General features: G+C 40.0%; 5 protein-coding genes. 2 read left to right on the forward strand and 3 right to left on the reverse strand.

The annotated features are described in order from the left end of the window. Entirely contained in the window at positions 1 to 405 is a 405-nt protein-coding gene (locus JR347_RS14405) for a hypothetical protein (protein ID WP_205721290.1), read from the reverse strand. Between the two features lie 132 nt (positions 406 to 537). Between JR347_RS14405 and hppD the strand changes: the two genes are divergently transcribed. Next, entirely contained in the window at positions 538 to 1632 is a 1095-nt protein-coding gene (gene hppD / locus JR347_RS14410) for a 4-hydroxyphenylpyruvate dioxygenase (protein ID WP_205721291.1), read from the forward strand. Between the two features lies 1 nt (position 1633). After that, entirely contained in the window at positions 1634 to 3358 is a 1725-nt protein-coding gene (locus tag JR347_RS14415) for a phospho-sugar mutase (protein WP_205721292.1), read from the forward strand. Here JR347_RS14415 and JR347_RS14420 read toward each other — a convergent pair. Then, positions 3355 to 4317, reverse strand: a complete 963-nt coding sequence (locus JR347_RS14420; protein WP_205721293.1) for a PorP/SprF family type IX secretion system membrane protein — start codon at positions 4315 to 4317, stop codon at positions 3355 to 3357. The two genes, JR347_RS14415 and JR347_RS14420, sit on opposite strands and share 4 nt — an antisense overlap. A gap of 13 nt (positions 4318 to 4330) precedes the next feature. Beyond that, on the reverse strand, positions 4331 to 20581 hold the full coding sequence (locus tag JR347_RS14425) for a T9SS type B sorting domain-containing protein (protein ID WP_205721294.1): 16251 nt from the start codon (positions 20579 to 20581) through the stop codon (positions 4331 to 4333). Positions 20582 to 20627 lie beyond the last annotated feature (46 nt).

The following is a 20627-nucleotide window of genomic DNA, read 5'->3' on the forward strand; positions in this document are numbered from 1 at the left end:
TTACGCCTGCCAGACAATTTCTTGTTGTGTTTTTCCTACATTAAGAACTAACCTAATGGGATTTGGAACTAGTACAAGCTTGGTTTCTGATGCATCGTAATCATCCACATCAACATAAACTCCTTGATCGCAACCAACTTTGAATTCTCCATTCGGCAGTAATTCAAATTGAGATGGAAAATAGGCTATTGGTAATAACACTTCGTTATCCGGGCAATACTCATCATGCACTTCATGTAGCACTTCTTCGAGATAGACACCATAATCAGACAAAAACCGATCTTCCAAATCATGCAATTGCTCCTCAAGAGCATCGTAGCTTGCATCACTGTAAGACATTCCGCATAACTCCTTCTTTTTAGTGATAAGTTCTATCAATTTATTATTGAGTTTCTGAATGTCCATAATCGGTTTAAGGTATTGGTATTCAATAATCTTCAATGATGTCAATTATCGATTGAAATGACAATTAGAATCAATAAAATATTTTTGTTGGGAGGTATAAAACACTAATTTTGAAATCAAAAAAAGAGCATCATGCAAGAAGATTTTTTACCATTAAAAGGTACCGATCATGTTGAGTTTTATGTAGGAAATGCAAAGCAATCTGCATTGTACTATCAAAATGCATTTGGCTACGAATTAGTGGCTTATGCTGGGCCCGAAACCGGATTAAGAGATAGAGCAAGTTACGTTCTAGTTCAGGATAAAATAAGAATAGTGTTAACATCAACTTTGCACCCTGAAACTGAGGTTGCAGAACATGTAAAAAAACATGGGGATGGAGTAAAGGTTCTGGCTTTATGGGTAGATGATGCTAAAAAAGCTTACGAAGAAACAACAAAAAGAGGTGCTGTAGGTGTTAAAGAACCATATACACTAAAAGATGAAAATGGAGAGGTGATTATGGCTTCTATCCAAACCTACGGAGATACCATTCACACTTTCGTGGAAAGAACAAACTACAAAGGCGCATTTTTACCTGGCTTTATCCCTAAGAAATCAGGGATTAAGGTAACGCCTATTGGATTAAAGTATGTTGACCATTGTGTAGGTAATGTTGGTTGGGGAGAAATGAACAAATGGGTAAAATTCTACGAAGATGTTATGGGCTTCAAACTGCTAATTACCTTTGATGACAAGGATATCAGTACTGAATACACAGCATTGATGTCAAAAGTAGTTTCTAATGGCAACGGTTATATTAAATTCCCAATTAACGAGCCAGCTGAAGGCAAAAAGAAATCGCAAATTGAAGAATACATCGACTTTTACAAAGGAGCAGGTGTACAGCATATAGCCATCGCTACTGACGATATCATACATACGGTTTCGGAGCTAAGAGCTCGTGGTGTGGACTTTTTAGAAGTGCCTGGCACTTACTATGATGATTTATTAGATAGAGTTGGTGAAATTGATGAGGATCTTCAACCACTGAAAGACTTAAATATTCTAGTGGATAGAGATGACGAGGGATATCTGCTACAGATTTTCACGAAGCCTGTGCAGGACCGCCCTACCCTTTTCTACGAAATTATTCAAAGAAAAGGGGCCAAATCATTCGGAAAAGGTAACTTCAAAGCCTTGTTCGAAGCAATAGAAAGAGAACAAGCATTAAGAGGAAATTTGTGATATGAATAGAGATGTTAAGGCCATTGCAGAGAAGTGGCTAAATAGCAATATCGAAGAAAGCGAAAAGGCTGAAATCAGAGCGCTGATGAAGAATGAAGAAGCTTTGGCTGAAGCATTCTATAAAGACCTGGAGTTTGGCACCGGTGGTCTTCGTGGCATTATGGGCATTGGGTCCAATCGTATGAATAAATATACAATTGGGATGGCCACACAGGGTTTGGCTAACTACCTTCTCAAGTCATTCCCAAATGAGCAGATAAAAGTTGCCATTGCTCATGACAGTAGAAATAACAGTAGATTTTTTGCGGAAAATACAGCGGCTGTATTCTCGGCAAATGGTATTAAAGTTTATCTATTTGAAGATTTAAGGCCTACACCTGAGCTCTCATTTGCTATTAAACATCTCGAATGTCATAGTGGTGTTGTTATTACAGCATCGCATAACCCGAAAGAATACAATGGCTATAAAGCCTATTGGAATGATGGCGCGCAGCTAATTGCACCACATGATAAAAATGTAATAAATGAGGTTAGCGCTATTAAAAGCATTGACGAGGTAAACTTTAATTCAAACGCCAATTTAATTGAGACTATTGGCGAAGAGATTGATTCAATCTATTTGGATAAAGTAAAATCACAATGCTTATCTCCTGAATCCGTGAAGAATCAGCATGATATCAGCATCATTTACTCTCCTATCCATGGTACGGGCTATAAAATGGTGCCAAGATGCTTGGAGGAATTAGGTTTTACTAACGTTCATTTACTCGAAGAGCAATCAACACCGGATGGTAATTTCCCAACAGTTGTTTATCCTAATCCGGAAGAGAAGGAAGCACTAAACCTTGCCATCAATAAGGCGAAGGAAATTAATGCTGAGCTAATTATGGCAACCGACCCTGACTCCGATCGCGTGGGTATTGCCATAAAAGATGATAAAGGCGAGTATATCTTACTGAATGGAAACCAGACTGGAAGTTTACTCACATATTATGTGCTTAATAGATGGAAAGAGCTTAACCGGTTCAAAGGCAACGAGTGCGTTATCAAGACCATTGTAACCACTGACCTTATTAATGATATAGCCAGGCATTACAGCGTAAACTGCTACGATACATTAACGGGATTCAAGTACATCGCAGCATTAATAAAGCAATTGGAAGGTAAAGAGCAGTTTATCATTGGAGGTGAAGAGAGCTACGGTTATATGGTAGGTGATTTTGTTCGTGATAAGGATGCTATTGCTTCTTGTGCTATGATTGCCGAAATGTGTGCCTATGCTTCTGACAATGGCAAATCATTATATGAGATGCTACAGGAAATGTACGTTAAATTTGGTTTTTACAAAGAACGCCTGATTTCAATTACCAAAAAGGGTATGGCCGGTGAAGAGGAGATCAAAAAAATGATGTCCAACTTTAGAGAACAAACTCCAGCTTCTTTTGCTGGTTCTAAGGTGGTAAAAGTGGCTGATTATTTAGCGGGTATTGAACGCAATACTGTAACAGGAGAAGAAAAAACCATAGACTTTCCTAAATCAAATGTTTTGCAATTTTTCACTCAAGAAGGTTACAAGATATCGGCCAGGCCATCAGGCACTGAGCCTAAAATCAAATTTTATCTAAGTGCTAATACAAAACTTGGAAATGTATCAGACTATGAAAAGGTTTCTAAAGAAGTAGATGCCTTACTAGATAAAATAGAGAAAGAGCTGAACGTAAATTAGAAGTAAGAAGGGCATTCAAGGCCTTGATGCCATCTCTGAATCTTTATTCTGTAGTTGAGCATAATCTCATGGGAACCACTAGATACTCTACCGATGGTAGAGACTGTTTTGTCATAGGCATATCCTACATGAAAGTTTTCATTTACTTTTAACTCGAACATAAAAATAAGGCCTTCAACTAAACGGTAACCCATTCCAAGGCCCACAGTTTCTTTGATTACGCCCAATGCATTTACATCAAAACTTAGTGGAGCACCATCCTGAAATCGAACGAGTGTTGAAGCTAAAATTTTGAAGTTTGGATCCGTCTGAAAAGTGGTTCCTCCATGTACATAATAGTTTCGGGTATTTTTTACTGACTCAGTAGTTAACTGTCCACTTTCAACATCCTGAATGATGTCGTTCTCCAGAATATATGGCACCGAAATTCCTGCATAAAAGACTCTATTAGTATAGAATAGACCCATACCAAAGTTTGGATTAGCGGCACTTGTTGCTAAGTAGTAAGGGTCACTTGAACCGGGCGCACCTGACGCTCCAGAAGCTGTTGGAACTGTGGTTCTCGTAAAATCAGATTGAATTAAGTCAAAACCAGCTTGCAAACCCATTGACAAGCTTGCACCACCGTACATTGGTATTTTGTAAGCATAGCTCGCAAATATATTGTAGTTCTCATGTACACCAAGTACATCTTTACCCAAGACCAAACCAAGCCCCATTCTATTATTTAATAAACTCGACTGCATAGAAGCTGTAAAAGTCTGAGGTGCTCCTTCCAAGTTCACCCATTGGTTTCTATAAATAGAAGTTGCGCTTAACTGTACCTGGCTACCTGCATAAGCTGGATTAATTAATAACAGATCGAACATGTATAAGCTCTGTACTGGCCTTAGCTGCTGAGACTGAGCCCCAGTGCAAGTCAAGAAAACGAATACAACTACTTTAAAAAATTTATTCATGTTCATCTTGAATTTAGCGAATTAGTTCTAAAAATCCTGAAATCAACTTAGAACCATCTCCTCTATCAATTACATAGTAATATGTACCATTCGGTAAATCATTACCTATACCGTATACTCCGTTTTCACCTAACCCTACGAATGATTTGTCTTCATTATTGTATCCATCAATTTGGTACACAAGCACACCCGATCTATTATAAATTTTCACATTGTTGTTAGGGTATCTGGTAATACAATCAATTTGGAAGTTGTCATTGGTTCCACTTCCATCTGGAGAAACAAGGTTATAGTTTGTAATAACTGTACCAACCTCGGCAATACCTTCGTTTTCACAACCAAATGGTGTAACAACCAATGCACTGTATTCTCCAGACTCTACGTCATTGATCTCCTGACCAAGTCCTAATCCAGCACCATTACTTAAATCCGTCCAGGTGATCGAACCTACAGAAGCATTGTTCGTCATTACAACTCTTGCTAAACCGGTTGCTTCATCACATTTAGAACCTTCGGTTTCAAACACAAACTCAGGATCAATTCTCTGATCACCAACACTTATACTAGCTGGTAAGGAAGAACAACCCGTTACATTATCAAAAGCTACAACTGAGTAAGTTCCTACATCAAGGTTTTGTACTCTTACATTCGTAGAAATAACTGTACCTGTTCCATCTTCACCTTCATACCACTCAAATGTGTATCCTTGTGTTTCTCCATCAACAGTAACCGTTAGCTCTCCATCTTCCACAATACAAGAGAACCTATCAGACAACAATTCTGGAGTTGGAGTTGGAGCTAGCAACTGATCTTCTTCTACTGTACCTGTTGCATCAGTAAAACAGCCTGAAATGTTATTTGTAACACGTACCGTATAATCTCCTGCACCTACCCCAACCAGTCTACTTTTGTTATCTATAATATCTGCCGGGTCACCAGTGGCTACAGTGCCTTCATACCACTCAAATGTATACCCGCTAACCGATGGCTGTCCATCGACAATTACATTTAATTGCCCATCCGGATCAGCCGGGTCACAGGAAACTAATGGATTTTCGACAACTATTTCGAGTTGAGGGAATGTATTACTCACAAATACCTCATCTACTTTTACCGAAATACAACCAGTATTATTATCAATTAACCTAACGGTATATAATCCAGCTTGCACCGAGCCAACTGATACATTCACACCAGCACTTACATTATTTTGAGATGCTCTATCTCCCAGGAATGTCGGATCATTTAAGTTAGGATCACCCTGAATATCACCTGAATAAATATCTATTTGATAATTATAAGCAGGGCCTCCACCAGCATTTCTGATAGGGTAAATATCAATACCATTAGCATCTAAGAAAGGCACTGCTATACCAAATATACCACCATTATTTACATCACAACTTGTTACAGGCTCTGTACCTGTATTTATTACTGGTAGGAAGAATAAACTTTCATCTTCTACGATAAATAGCTGGGTAGCAGTACATCCCGTTGCCGTATTTGTAACAACGACATCATATCTACCGACCGGTAAACTATCTAGAACACTTACATTAGGCGCAGGAAATTCTGGTGTAACAGGATTACCGGTAACTACATTAAGCGGCAATACAGCACTACCTTCATAAGTCCAGTCGAAAGTGTAAGGACCAGTTGGCCCGGCAATTTCATCTACAGTGGCAGTGAGCTCACCAGAATAAGGTTCCTCACAACTTAATTGTGGAATTGTCTGCTCTAATACCAATTCCGGATAAATAATATCCCTATCATCAACCTCAAATTCTTTAGGTATTGATGTGCATTGTGTTAATACACTAGTTACGACCACGTAGTACGTACCTACTTGAAGGCCATTAAGCGTATTCGTAGTTTCACCAGCTATCAAGCCGGCAGCATCAAATGTTTCAAAGTACCATTCATATGTAAATTGTAAAGGGTCAGCTACATCTGGAAGACCAAAAGTACCAGAAGACCCAATTGTTATACTGGTTACTTCCAAACTACCACTAATACCATCACATCCATCTGGGTAATCAGGGTTGATATCTACAATATTAGGTGTACTAGCCGTTGGATCATTTACGATTTCAACATCAGTGGTATTCGTACAGCCATTTACATCCATAACTGTTAGTCGATATGTACCTGCTGATAACCCTGAGAAAGTAGCAGATCTTATTGTATTGACTACTGACGCGTAAGAACCTGGAAGATCGTCATCACCTACTTCTCCAAATACACCATCATCGTCTGCATCATATTCAAATACCCAATCAGCCAAATTCAAGCTAATATCTACATCTGAATCAATGGTCACTTGTCCATAAAACTCGGTAGCTCCAGGACATGTTCTGTCAGGTTCAGGTACATCGTAAGACAATATTGGCAAAGTACTTAAATCGAATACATCCAATCTATATGGTGCACTTTCACAACCCGCACCAGGTGAAAATCCAACTCTTCTTCTCACTTGTACATAGTAAGTCCCTTCTGACAGGTTAGGCACGGTTTCTACATCAGTAGCAATCGTACCAGCTCCAGAAGCAGTAGCAAAGTCTGCACCCAAGGCTCCACCATACCAGAAAATCTCATATTCGGTTAGAATATCTGGTGACGCGCCAAACGGTGTAACTGAATTGAGCGTTACGGTTCCGCCATTTATAGTAGGATCACAGGTTAATTGATCTGTTGCTTCTGCATCGGTAATAATTATTGGTTGCTGGCTAAAGGTCACTTCTCTCGTTTGTACCAGTTGACAACCTGAACCAACATCAAACACTGTCGTGCGATAGAAGCCTACTCCTAAACCTGTTTCTGTATACGGTCCTGAAAAACCAAAATCATAGTTATTGTTTGTAGATATGTTACCCATTAATGCCCCTCCGCCATCTACTTCATCTATCGTAATATTATACAATGGGCCTGTGCCTACGATATTGTTAATTACTAAACTACCTTCCCCTGAACCATCGCAACTTGTCTCTGAGTTCGCTGAAGCAGTAAAGGTAGGATTCACGCTTACGTCAAATACATCTACTCTGAATGGTGCACTCTCACAACCTGCTCCTGGTGAGAAACCTGCTCTTCTTCTTACTTGAACATAATAGGTTCCTTCTGTTAAGTCCGGTACTGTTTCTACATCCGTGGCGATCGTTCCACCGCCTGAAGCTGTTGTAAAGTCAGCTCCTAGTGCCCCTCCATACCAGAATATCTCATACTCTGCTACAATCGATGCTCCTGTCAGTGGTGTTACAGCATTAATCGATACTGTTCCTCCATTAATTGTTGGATCACAGGTAGTCTGATCTGTGGCTGAAGCATCTGTAATGATAATCGGCTGTTCACTTAACGTGACCTCTCTAGTCTGAATAGTTTGACAACCGGTACCTACATCAAATACTGTCGTGCGATAGAAACCAACTCCTAAGCCTGTTTCTGTATACGCCCCGGAAGCCCCAAAATCATAGTTATTATTTGTGGATATGTTACCCATTAATGCCCCTCCGCCATCTACTTCATCTATCGTGATGTTATACAATGGGCCTGTGCCTACAATATTGTTAATTACTAAACTACCTTCCCCTGAACCATCACAACTCGTCTCAGAGTTCGCTGTGGCTGTAAAGGTAGGATTCACGCTTACGTCAAATACGTCTACTCTGAAAGGCGCACTCTCGCAACCTGCTCCAGGTGAGAAACCTGCTCTTCTTCTTACTTGCACATAATAGGTCCCTTCTGTTAAGTCCGGTACTGTTTCTACATCCGTAGCTATCGCTGGTGAAGCAGATGCTGTTGTAAAATCAGCTCCTAGTGCCCCTCCATACCAGAATATCTCATACTCAGCTACAATCGATGCTCCTGTTAGTGGTGTTACAGCATTAATCGATACTGTTCCTCCATTAATTGTTGGATCACAGGTAGTCTGATCTGTGGCTGAAGCATCTGTAATGATAATCGGCTGTTCACTTAACGTGATCTCTCTGGTCTGAATAGTCTGACAACCAGTGCCTATATCAAATACTGTCGTGCGGTAGAAACCTACACCTAAGCCTGTTTCTGTATACGCTCCGGAAGCCCCAAAATCATAGTTATTGTTTGTGGATATGTTACCCATTAATGCCCCTCCGCCATCTACTTCATCTATCGTAATATTATACAATGGGCCTGTGCCTACAATATTGTTAATTACTAAACTACCTTCCCCTGAACCATCACAACTCGTCTCAGAGTTCGCTGTGGCTGTAAAGGTAGGATTCACGCTTACGTCAAATACGTCTACTCTGAAAGGCGCACTCTCGCAACCTGCTCCAGGTGAGAAACCTGCTCTTCTTCTTACTTGCACATAATAGGTCCCTTCTGTTAAGTCCGGTACTGTTTCTACATCCGTAGCTATCGCTGGTGAAGCAGATGCTGTTGTAAAATCAGCTCCTAGTGCCCCTCCATACCAGAATATCTCATACTCAGCTACAATCGATGCTCCTGTTAGTGGTGTTACAGCATTAATCGATACTGTTCCTCCATTAATTGTTGGATCACAGGTAGTCTGATCTGTGGCTGAAGCATCTGTAATGATAATCGGCTGTTCACTTAACGTGATCTCTCTGGTCTGAATAGTCTGACAACCAGTACCTATATCAAATACTGTCGTGCGGTAGAAACCTACACCTAAGCCTGTTTCTGTATACGCTCCGGAAGCCCCAAAATCATAGTTATTGTTTGTGGATATGTTACCCATTAATGCCCCTCCGCCATCTACTTCATCTATCGTAATATTATACAATGGGCCTGTGCCTACGATATTGTTAATTACTAAACTACCTTCCCCTGAACCATCGCAACTCGTCTCTGAGTTGGCTGTGGCCGTAAAAGTTGGGTCAATACTTAGATCAAGAATATCTACTCTAAATGGTGGGCTCGCACAACCTGATCCTGGAGGAAAACCAAGTTCTCTTGTAGCTATCACGTAGTACGTTCCTTCATCTAATTCAATCTGAGTCTGAGTATCCGCACCGTTTACACCTACGAACGGCCCATTAGTAAATGCAGTGCTAAAATCCTCACCAAATTCTCCTCTATACCATTCGAAACTGTATTCGTCATCGATTGTATTACCTGCACCAAAAACATCCAGTGGGCTGACTGAAGTAACAGTGGCCGTTCCACCACCTATTGTCAAGTCACAGGTAGTCATGTCAGTTGCATCTACTGTCTGAACAATAATAGGTTCTTCTACTTTAGTTATTTCAAATTGGCCAGTTACTGAACAACCAGTGATACTATTCTCCGCTACAATGGTATAAAGAGCTTCTGGTAAGCCAAAAATAATGTCATCATCCCCATCGTCATCTACATTATCATTATCGGCATCCGTTGGATTACCATTACCGGTTAAAGGTCCACCTAATGCAGTAATTGCAGCAGTAGCAGCTGCATTAGTACTGGTTAGTGTGTAAGTATAAACTGGGTTATTTGAATCATCCCCTAATCCACCAGTTGTAGAGGTAGTAATAGAAATTAAGCCCTCTGGATTTGTAGCATCGCATGAAGTATCAAACTCAGGAACAATTGAGATATCAGGTTGAACAGTTTCATCCTCAATTACAACTGACACAGGAGATGTCGCACATCCCAAGCCTCCTGTAGCACCCTGAACTTTAAGGCCGACTACATAATAAGTACCTGCAACCAAACCATTAAATAAAGCTCCACCGGCTAAATCATTATCCAGGGCCACTTCATTGCCCGGACCGACATTCAGATCTGTTTCATTGTCATATAAATAAAACTCATAGTCATCAATTGCATCAATAGAAACAGTTGCTAATTCAATTGAACCGGCAGTTGGAATAGTAATATCACAGGCACGCTGACTTTCAAAATTTACCGTTAAACTTGGCAATAATGGCTCATAATTTACCTCATAGGTTCTAATAGTGAAGCAATTTGTAACTGGATCAAATACTTCTACAGCATAATCGCCATGGATAACATCCGATATATATGATTCATTATCACCTACCAAACCAAAAGTTGGATGTGTATCACCTGGGCTATAAATTGTACCATCCGTTGGGTCGTTAAACGGAGTACCCGTTTCATCCAGTCCCAAATACCAATTAAAAGTATAAACTCCTGCGCTTGGGGCTCCGTTATCAGCAATTATATGGATTTCACCACTAGATGAAGGGTCACAACTGTTATCCACTGTAATCGCTTCAGTTAAAACAGGGTCAGTAGAATTATCAACTATTTCTCCAGCAGGTATTGGAGGAGAAACACACCCAAAACCAGGGAATGTATTATCCAATATCTCAATCTGAAGTGCGTATCTACCGGCAGGTAAATCTTCGAATCTATAAAGTGGATCAGCATCAACTTCGGTGGATAATGCAGTTACATCGTTATAGGTATTCGTGATCTCATCTAACAATAATAGTGTAAATGAGTAATCCGAAGTGGTTGGAGTAACTCCATCTTGTGGGGTAATATCATTCGCATCTATTTCAATTACTCCATTTTCATTTGGCGTACACCTATCTGAAGGAGTTAAATTAAAAACAGCTAATGATGGATCTACATCCTGATCAATAACTTCATAGGATTCAATTGTTTGACAACCTGTATCATCGTCTGTTACTGTTACCTGGTAATTTCCAGGTGCCAAACCCGAAATTGTGGAAGGATTAGGCCCCAGAAGGGTTTGAGTAAATCCATCCACCGCTAAGGTTCCATCAGCAGTATTCCATAAATAGGTATAAGTTCTTGGGTTTGGTTCAGTATTTTGCGGTGAACCAGGTGAGTTATCCACTGATGCTATATCTAAAGGATTTAACGCTGGAACTACTGAAATTGAACCATCCCCATTATTACCTGAATTGTCGCACCAAGTGTCATGAGCAATGGTTGGAGTTAATACAGGTGGCTGAGCAGCATCTTCAATTGTTACTTGTAATAATTCCGAATAACAGCCTGAACCAAAATCTTGTTGAGAAACAATTGAATAGTCTCCGGGACCCAAGTTCGAGAAAGTGGTAGTTGGAATAGTAGTATCAATTATCTCAATTTGGGCAATATATAGATAATCATTACCCAAGGATGCAAGAAAATTATTACTTACTCCATTCATAGAATAAATCCTAATTGATTCATTTGAAGCGGTGAAACTTGCTGATTTTGTATCCCAAATATTCGTTACCACACCGTTTGCTCCAGCAGCCCCATCAAAGAAAAAACCTGCACCTGGACTGAATAGCCTAAATCCGTCTACATTGGCATTTGAATTTGGTATAAAGTATTCAATATTAATCGTATAATTATTTCCGGGTACGAATACTACGTCAAGTTCTATATAATGCACTCCTGTAGTTGATGTATTATCAATTTCCAATACATCATTTCTTGGATCGGCAAGGCCATCATTTTGACTTAATAAATTGGTAATATTCGCTCTTGTTGAACTCCACCCATCAACATCCACACTGAAATCACTCGTGTATCCGCCTCTTTGAATCGTTTGAATTGGTACTGGACTAGGATTTACAGGATCAGTAACTATATCTGGATTGGGTACATCAAATAAATAAACAGGATAAAGGGCCTGGTTGGCAACTGTTCCATCCGCCTCATTCACAATTACTTCTATTGTACCATTACCCACTGCTGGATCACAATCTGTATCATCAGATTTAGAGATGAACGTTGTTACCTGAGCATCAACGAATGGGAGAAAGAAGGACGCATATTCAATACAACCTGTTCCACCAACGCCTCTAAGGTCTTCAACAACTAGTGTATAAGTACCACTTGGTTGTTCATAAATTGTTGCACCGTCAGTAGCGGATACACTTTCAAAGTAATTAACATCTTGCGTACCACCAGGCACTGGACCATTAGTATAAATATCGTTAACATCAACATTTAGTGCTGAACCATTAAAATAAGAGTCAATTGTATTTTCAAAGAAATTGGGATCAGGATCCGATGGAAGACCTTCATACCAGGTAAATCTAAAATCACCTGAATTTGGCACTTCAGTTGCCAAATCTGCTGTACCACTACCATTTAAATCAACATACCCTGTTAATACTCCTTCAGCCAGAGCACAATCAGATGGTTGAACCACATCTATAAAACGAATATCTAGTTGCGCTGGTGCTGGTGCAATAAAAGATGTGCTCGTACTAATTGTACAAAAATTCTCATTATCAATTACTTCCAGTGTGTAGAAGTCAGAATATAAATTATTCAAAACTCCAAAAGCTTGAATATTCGTTTGATTCAACACTTCGTCACCACTTCCAAATAGAGCAGTTGCACTATAAACTTCAGAACCCGGTGCACCTACAGTTTGCCCTTGATACCAATTAAATGAATAATTAACATTGGCTCCTTGAACTAGATTAGGAGTAATAGTCCCATCGAAAGTACAATCTGTATGATCTGAAGGAGTAAGAGACACTATAGGGTTAACTATATTTTGGGTTATAGTAACAGTCTCCTGAAAAGTACAACCTGTTACTTCATTATAAACAAGCACTGTATAATCACCAGCTGGGTAACCTGCCATATCATCTGTGATTGGTGTACCTACGGGTACTCCTGTATTTGAAGACTGTGTAATATCAGTACCTGTAATATCTGAACCAGTGAACCACGTTACTGTATATGGGCCTGCCGGACCTGTAACAGTTACCGTAACTTCTCCATTTGGATTGTTCGTATAATCACAACTGGTCTGTTGTGTGAAACCAGTGGTTATAGTTGGGTTAACGATTGCATCAACAATTTCAATAACTAAAGGATCGGAAGTACAAAATGTAGTTTGATCCTCAATAACGACTGTATAATCTCCATCATCTAAGCCTGAAAGAGTTGGAGAGCCTGCTGTTAGTGCATCACCATCAATTCTAGTTTCAGTGCCTGTTGGAGTTGAGCCTGTATACCACAATACATCGTAATCAGAAGTTGGGAATGTTAAATCTGGTCCTGAACCTGAAGTAATTTGTACTTCAAAATCTCCGGTAGGGCCTAAGTTGATAACATCACAAGTAGCATTAGGATTCTTATTTAGTTCAGCCACAACGGGATCAACAAGATTTTCTATTACCAACTCCTCAGCCAAATCTCTACAGCCTGTTGTTAAGTCAGTAACTCTTACAGTAAATCTGGTATTACCTGCAAGATCAGAAATGATTGTAGAAGAGGTTAGTGTGCCATGTGTACCACTAACAAATGGTGTTCCTGTACCAGATCCAACAAACCATTCATATTGGAAGTTAACTCCGAGAGGTGCTGTCAATTCAATCTCACCATTTGGCGCTCCACACGAGGTTTGCTGTTGGTTTAGGTTTAATGTAGGTGTAGGGAGTACCTGTACATTGGTTATTGTAAACTCCTTAGCTTCAGATTCACAACCTAAAATATTATTTAAAACAGTTACTGAATACGTTCCGCCAGGAACCTGATCTAATGTAGATACTAAGCTATTAGTAGTGCCATCTGCTGGTGTTATAACCGCATTTGGAAAATCGGTTAATACAGGGTTTCCAGTAGCAACGTTAACCCAAGTATAAGTGTAAGTATGAGAAGGGTCTCCATTGGTGTCGGTAACATCTACTGTAATTAATCCATTATACTCAACCGAGGGATTCGTTAATGATGGATTACAAATTGAGTTATTTTGTTTTGTGTTGAGTGTAACAACTGGGTCAATTTGGTTTTTTGGTAAAGTGTATGTTTCGGAGGAACTACAACCTGTCGCTAAATCTATAACTTCAACAGTATATTCTGCGTCACCTGCAATTGAACTATAAGTATCAGTTCCTGATAAGTTGGGATTCCTAACTCCTCCGCTAAAAACAATAGAATTACCATTATACCAATTAATTTCATGTGTGGTATTGTCAAATGGATTACCATCTATAGCAGTAATCTCAATTTGTCCGTTATCAGCACTACCACTACAATTTGTGCTTGGTGTTAATAACTCAGTAATTGCAGGGCCAGAAGGCGTAAAATCGATTACTACCGGCACAGGGTCAGATGCACAGCCTAAATCATCGTTAGTAACAATTGCTGTATAACTACCATTAGGAAGGTTTTGGAATACTCCAGTACTATTTGATTGGGCAACTGGTCCTGAAATGTCATAAGTATAATTATCATCCAATCCAGGGTCATTAGCATTTGCATCAAGAGTTAACGTGATTTCACCTGTAAAAGGATTTACAGTTAACGTAGCATCACATACTGAATTAGGGTTAGTGGATGGCGTAAATGTTGGTTTAAGTTGAGCGTCAGTTATTGTACTCACTTGAGTAGTACTACATCCCGAGGCATTATCAATTACTTCCAATAACACTTGATCTCCAGGTGCGATACCCGATCCTAGATAAGTTACAATGTTTGTTCCATCTGGGTTTCTTGTTCCCCCAGGTCCCGAAAAATCAATAGTATTGCCATCGTACCAATTTATTGTGTGAGTCGCTGGACTAAAAGGATTACCATCAATCGTATTCAACGTTACTGAACCATTGAATGGGGCTACACACCTTGTATTCGGGTTCATCGTGAAATCAATTACCGGTGGTATTTGAATATCACTTACTACCACTGGAACAACATCTGAAAGACATCCCAAATCATCGTTGGTAACTACAACATCATAGGTGTCATCTTCCAAGTTTTGGAATACACCTGTATTATTATTGGCTGTAAAGCCTGTTACCTGACCGGTGATACTGTAGGTATAAGTATCAGGAATTCCATCTACACCGGGATCATTCGCGTAGGGGTCTAAAGTTATGACGATCTCTCCCGTAAATAAGTTGGTAGCTATTGACTCATTGCAAACTGAGTTGGGCTGTGTAGCAAAGGTAAATGTAGGTTTTAACTGACCATCTGTAATTGTATTAAGCTGAGTGGTGCTACAGCCGGTTGCATTATCAATTACCTCCAATAATACCTGATCTCCTGGTGCGATACCTGAGCCTAGATAAGTTTCTATGTTCGTTCCATCTGGGTTTCTTGTTCCTCCTGGTCCTGAAAAATCAATAGTATTGCCATCGTACCAATTTATTGTGTGAGTCGCTGGACTAAATGGATTGCCATCAATTGTATTCAACGTTACTGAACCATTGAATGGGGCTATACACCTTGTATTCGGGTTCATCGTGAAATCAATTACCGGTGGTATTTGAATATCACTTACTACCACTGGAACAACATCTGAAGGACATCCCAAATCATCGTTGGTAACTACAACATCATAGGTGTCATCTTCCAAGTTTTGGAATACACCTGTATTATTATTGGCTGTAAAGCCTGTTACCTGACCGGTGATACTGTAGGTGTAAGTATCAGGATTTCCATCTACTCCTGGATCATTCGCATAGGGGTCTAAAGTTATGACGATCTCTCCCGTAAATAAGTTAGTAGCGATTGACTCATCGCAAACTGAGTTGGGTTGTGTAGCAAAGGTAAATGTAGGTTTTGCCTGACCATCAGTAATTGTACTCAGCTGTGTGGTGCTACAGCCGGTTGCATTATCAATTACCTCTAATAATACCTGATCTCCTGGTGCGATACCTGAGCCTAGATAAGTTTCTATGTTCGTTCCATCAGGGTTTCTTGCTCCCCCAGGTCCCGAAAAATCAATGGTATTGCCATCGTACCAATTTATTGTATGAGTCGCTGGACTAAATGGATTGCCATCAATTGTATTCAACGTTACTGAACCATTGAATGGGGCTACACACCTTGTATTCGGGTTCATCGTGAAATCAATTACTGGTGGTATTTGAATATCATTTACAGTGATTGGTACCGCATCTGAAGGACAGTCTAAATCATTATTAGTGACAATAGCGGTATAATTATCATCGGGAAGATTACTAAAAGTAACTACTCCTGCAGCTGTAGTTTGAGTTATCGCTCCTGTAGCAGCTGAAGTAATAGTGTAATCATAAGTGTCGGCAATACCATCCGCACCCGGATCATTGGGATACGCATCCAGGGTAATTACAATTTCACCTGTAAATAAACTTGAAGCCAAAGATTCGTCACAAACTGAGTTGGGCTGTGTTGTAAAGGTGAAAGTAGGCTTAGCCTGCCCCTCTGTAATAGTATTGATTTGAGTAGTACTACATCCGGTAGCGTTATCAATAACTTCTAACAATACCTGATCTCCCGGAGCCAATCCTGAACCGAAATAAGTACCAATATTAGTACCATCAGGAATGGCTTTTAAAGCATTTCCATCATACCAATTTACGGTGTGAGTACCAAAATCAACGGCCGCTCCATCAATAGTATTTAAGGTCACAGCTCCATTAAATGGCGCTGCACACCTTGTACTAGGAAACATAGTAAAATCAATTACCGGAGGAACGCTTAAGTTAAGCACGTTCACAGTCCCCGCATTCGAAGGACAAAATATATCTGTTCTGGTAATAACTGCCGTATACTGCTGGCCACCAGGAAGCTCTGATAATGTAGGATTATTTGGGTCTGCTACGGCAATAACGGGAGCACCAATAGAACCTCCATCATACCAGGTTATTTCATAATTTGGGTCAGGCAATGGAATATTTACTCCATCATATGTTACAGAAACTTGAATCTCACCATTGAACGAAGTTCCTGCTAGTGTCTCGTCACATATAGTGTTATCGCTGATCTTGGTGAGTGTTAATTGAGGGTAAATGATACTCTCACTAACTGCTAAAAAGTCGGTAGCATCACAGCCATTTACATCAACAACTTGTGCCGTGTAAGGCACACCACCTCCAGGAACATTAAATGCCTGTGAACCATCGGCAGATACATCAAAGTGTTCATTTGAATCAAGTGTATTATCACCCCTGAACCAACGTATTGTAAAGTTGTTCGGATCTTCAGGGCCACCTCCAGGATAGTTAATTTGTACTTCCAAAATACCATTGGGTTGAGCAGGGTCACAAGATGTCTGGGGAGCAACCTCCACAACAGTTGCCTCTGGAAAAACTCGACTATCTGTAATCGTAACAATGGCCGGAAATGTGGTGGTACAGTTGGTGGAATTCTGGGTTGCAAAGACGGCATAATCCCCGGCTGCTAGCCCGGTACGAGATGGTCCTGTACCATTTTCAGGTGGCAATGCACTTCCCTGTGTAGATGTAGCAATATCGTAGAAATACCAATTAAAGGTGTATTGAGCAGGATCTTGTAAAACACCTGCCAGGAATACTTCAGATGTAACAGCACCTGTATTAACATCGGCACATGAAACAATATTTTGTGTTACGGAAGCGGTAATATCAGGCACTAGCGGCCCTTGAATATTGGCCACTAATGTGGTATCGCAACCATTTTTAGTTACCACTACGTTATAACCCCCTTCGTCAAGGTCACTAGCTACAGGCCCTGTTATTCCTAATGGATTTAGGAATTGATCAAACCATTGAAAGGTAACACCAGAAAAATCAGCCATGACAACTTCCAATTCTCCATTAGGCGGCAGACAGACTGTTTGATTAGAGTTTACCTGAATAGAAGCCTGAGGTGTCTGTGCCAGTTGAACAATTGTTTCGCTGATGGGTAAACTTGAACAACCTTTGTCTAAATCGGTAACAACCAAAGTATAATCACCATTAGAAAGTTGAAATGCAGTGCTGGCATCACCACCTTGAGCAATTGGCAAAGGAGCCGATGTTGTATCAGGTCCATCATACCATTGAAAAGAAAAGTCACTTAAAGGAAGTGTCACACCATCTCGCGTTATCACTGCTGTTAACTCACCGTCATTACTAGTAGCTACAGATGGATCGCAATTGGTATTATCAGAAATTTTCTGAATTGTTACTGTAAATGGTGTTGGTGTTATTGGAAATGCGAAAATGTTATTATCTATAAAACACTCACTGAACTCATTATTAAATAAATCAACAGGAAATTCAGTTCCATCATCATTTAATACAATGTATAGAGTAGATACTCTTCCGCTGTAATCGAACGTAATACCGCCCTGGCTTAAGGTATCTCCTACTTGAAGTCCTAATAATGCTAGAACCTCCGTATTTAATAAAGTAGCTGGCTCTCCTGTGAGCGTATCTACAGCTAACGTAGGGTTACCTTCCCAAAAACTAACATCTAAATTGTCTGTGATTGCTAGTGAACCACTATTAATAATATTAAAAGCAACTTCAATTCCTCTTAGACCACATACTGGCGGTATTACCTCCACAGCTGGGAAGTAATTAGGGTCACTGGGGTCTACATAGTCTGGATCACTAGGATCTAGCGTAGGATCATTACCCACGAATGAGATATCAGGAGCTGGAAAGAAAGGGCAACCATCTGCACCTAAAGTAGGCACCTGATTCATAAACGTATTCAGTGGAGTCTGGGGACCAGGGAGGCCATTTGGGCAATCGCCTGTTGAAAAGACAGTTGTCATATCCAAAGCAGGACAAGGAACAGACAAATCATCCCCAATATTGGTTACAGCGTACCCCTGCTGATTCCATACTTGCCTTGTTGGCAGCCATCCGTTATCATCAGAAAAGAAACATCTTAATTCTCCTAAAGCTTGTTGTTGGATAGGGTCATTGATATCAAAAGTGTTGGTTGTATTACAGGGAACACATAAATCTGTATTAGAATCTCCATCAACATCGGCAATTACCGGACCTTCCGTAAATGTGTGAGAATAACATGTTACTGACCATAAAACTGTTACACCGTCACGACCATCAATTACCACTAACTCTTGAGAGTCTCTATAAACTAATTCGGGATTTCCATCATTATCAAAATCATAAACTGTGGTTGATATGATACCAGATAAACTGTCATTAATTGTTCGAATCCATTTTACTGCATGGCCATTTGCATCCGTATTGCCGGAAGGGTCACTGGGATCGTCTCCGAGAATCCCTCCAGATTCCTCCAGTACTACTAATTGATTACCTGCAACAAAGCTTAATTCAAGTTTGCCATCTCCATCCACATCACCAAGATTCACCCTACTAGTACCAAATGGCCAACCATTTGCATAAATTGGGTCGGCTACTATATAATGATCTACTGTATTGTTTGTGATATCCCAAAAGAAAACAGCCGTCTTGCCTGTTGAGGAATTGAGAGCACCTGACATAACAACATCTAGGTTCCCATCTCCATTAACATCAGCTATAGAAGTGGAACTAAAATTATCAAATCCATATTCCTTATTATCAAATATTTCTTTCGGAAACCATTGCTGTGTAGGGTCAATCGTGTTCATATCAGCAATCAATGTTGGTGTTTGAGTTACACCATCGGTAAGTGCAGGGATACTCCATAACTCATTACCGACAACCATTTCTAGATTTCCACCTGGTATAATATCAGCTACAACAGGGCCTCCATTCACCTCAGTATCCCAATCGCCAATGTTTCCGTCTAATAGCAATTCGCCAGTTGCAGCGTTATAAATCTGGTCTTTCAAAAATATTTCTGCATCACCATCGCAATCAAAATCAGCTATTCCTAAAGAACCTGGCCTATCAGGACCAAGAGAAACTGCATCAAATAAGGGTACTAAGTCTCCATTACTTGGTGAAGGGTTAGCTCTAAAGCCAAGTAGAACAAACTCTTCCGGTGCTTGGTTGGCATTTTTTCTTTTACTGGCGATGGTAAAAATCTCAGGAGGACAAACTCCGTCTATATCAGCAATGAGTATTTCCTGTTCAAAAAACCAATTGCCTGTAGGAAATATCTTTTTACCAGGAGTTTTATAATCTTGAATCACATCACCCCTATCTGAGCCGTCAGGTTGATTGTCAGAAGTAGCAATTATTCTTAATGACTGATTCCATTTTGAAGTGGTGACCACATCTGGAATACCATCGCAGTTCATATCACCCACTGCAATTTTTGACTGTGTATCTACTGTATTCTGACCGGATTCTGCAGGAGGACCTACAAAATCAAATGCTCCGGTTCCACCGCCTCCACCATCAAGTGCACTACAACTTTGATCATCACCTATAAACTCTAAGCCATAAAAACTCGCACAATCACTATCGGTATTATCGATATTTCCATCGCCATCATTATCAATCCCATCATCACAATTACAACCCTTTTCAATGGTGGCTGCAAACTGACAATCTCCATCTGCACAATCTACCAAGCCATCACCATCATCATCAACTCCGTTATTACATGCCTCCTGCCCAAAAGCAGAAAATGATATCAACAGGAATGTAAGGAAAAAGCATTTGCGAAAAGCCTGGATCATAAGATAAATATAATAGAAATAAGTTGTAAACTAAATTAAATTCGGT

This window comes from Fulvivirga lutea (genome assembly GCF_017068455.1).
GTDB lineage: Bacteria > Bacteroidota > Bacteroidia > Cytophagales > Cyclobacteriaceae > Fulvivirga > Fulvivirga lutea.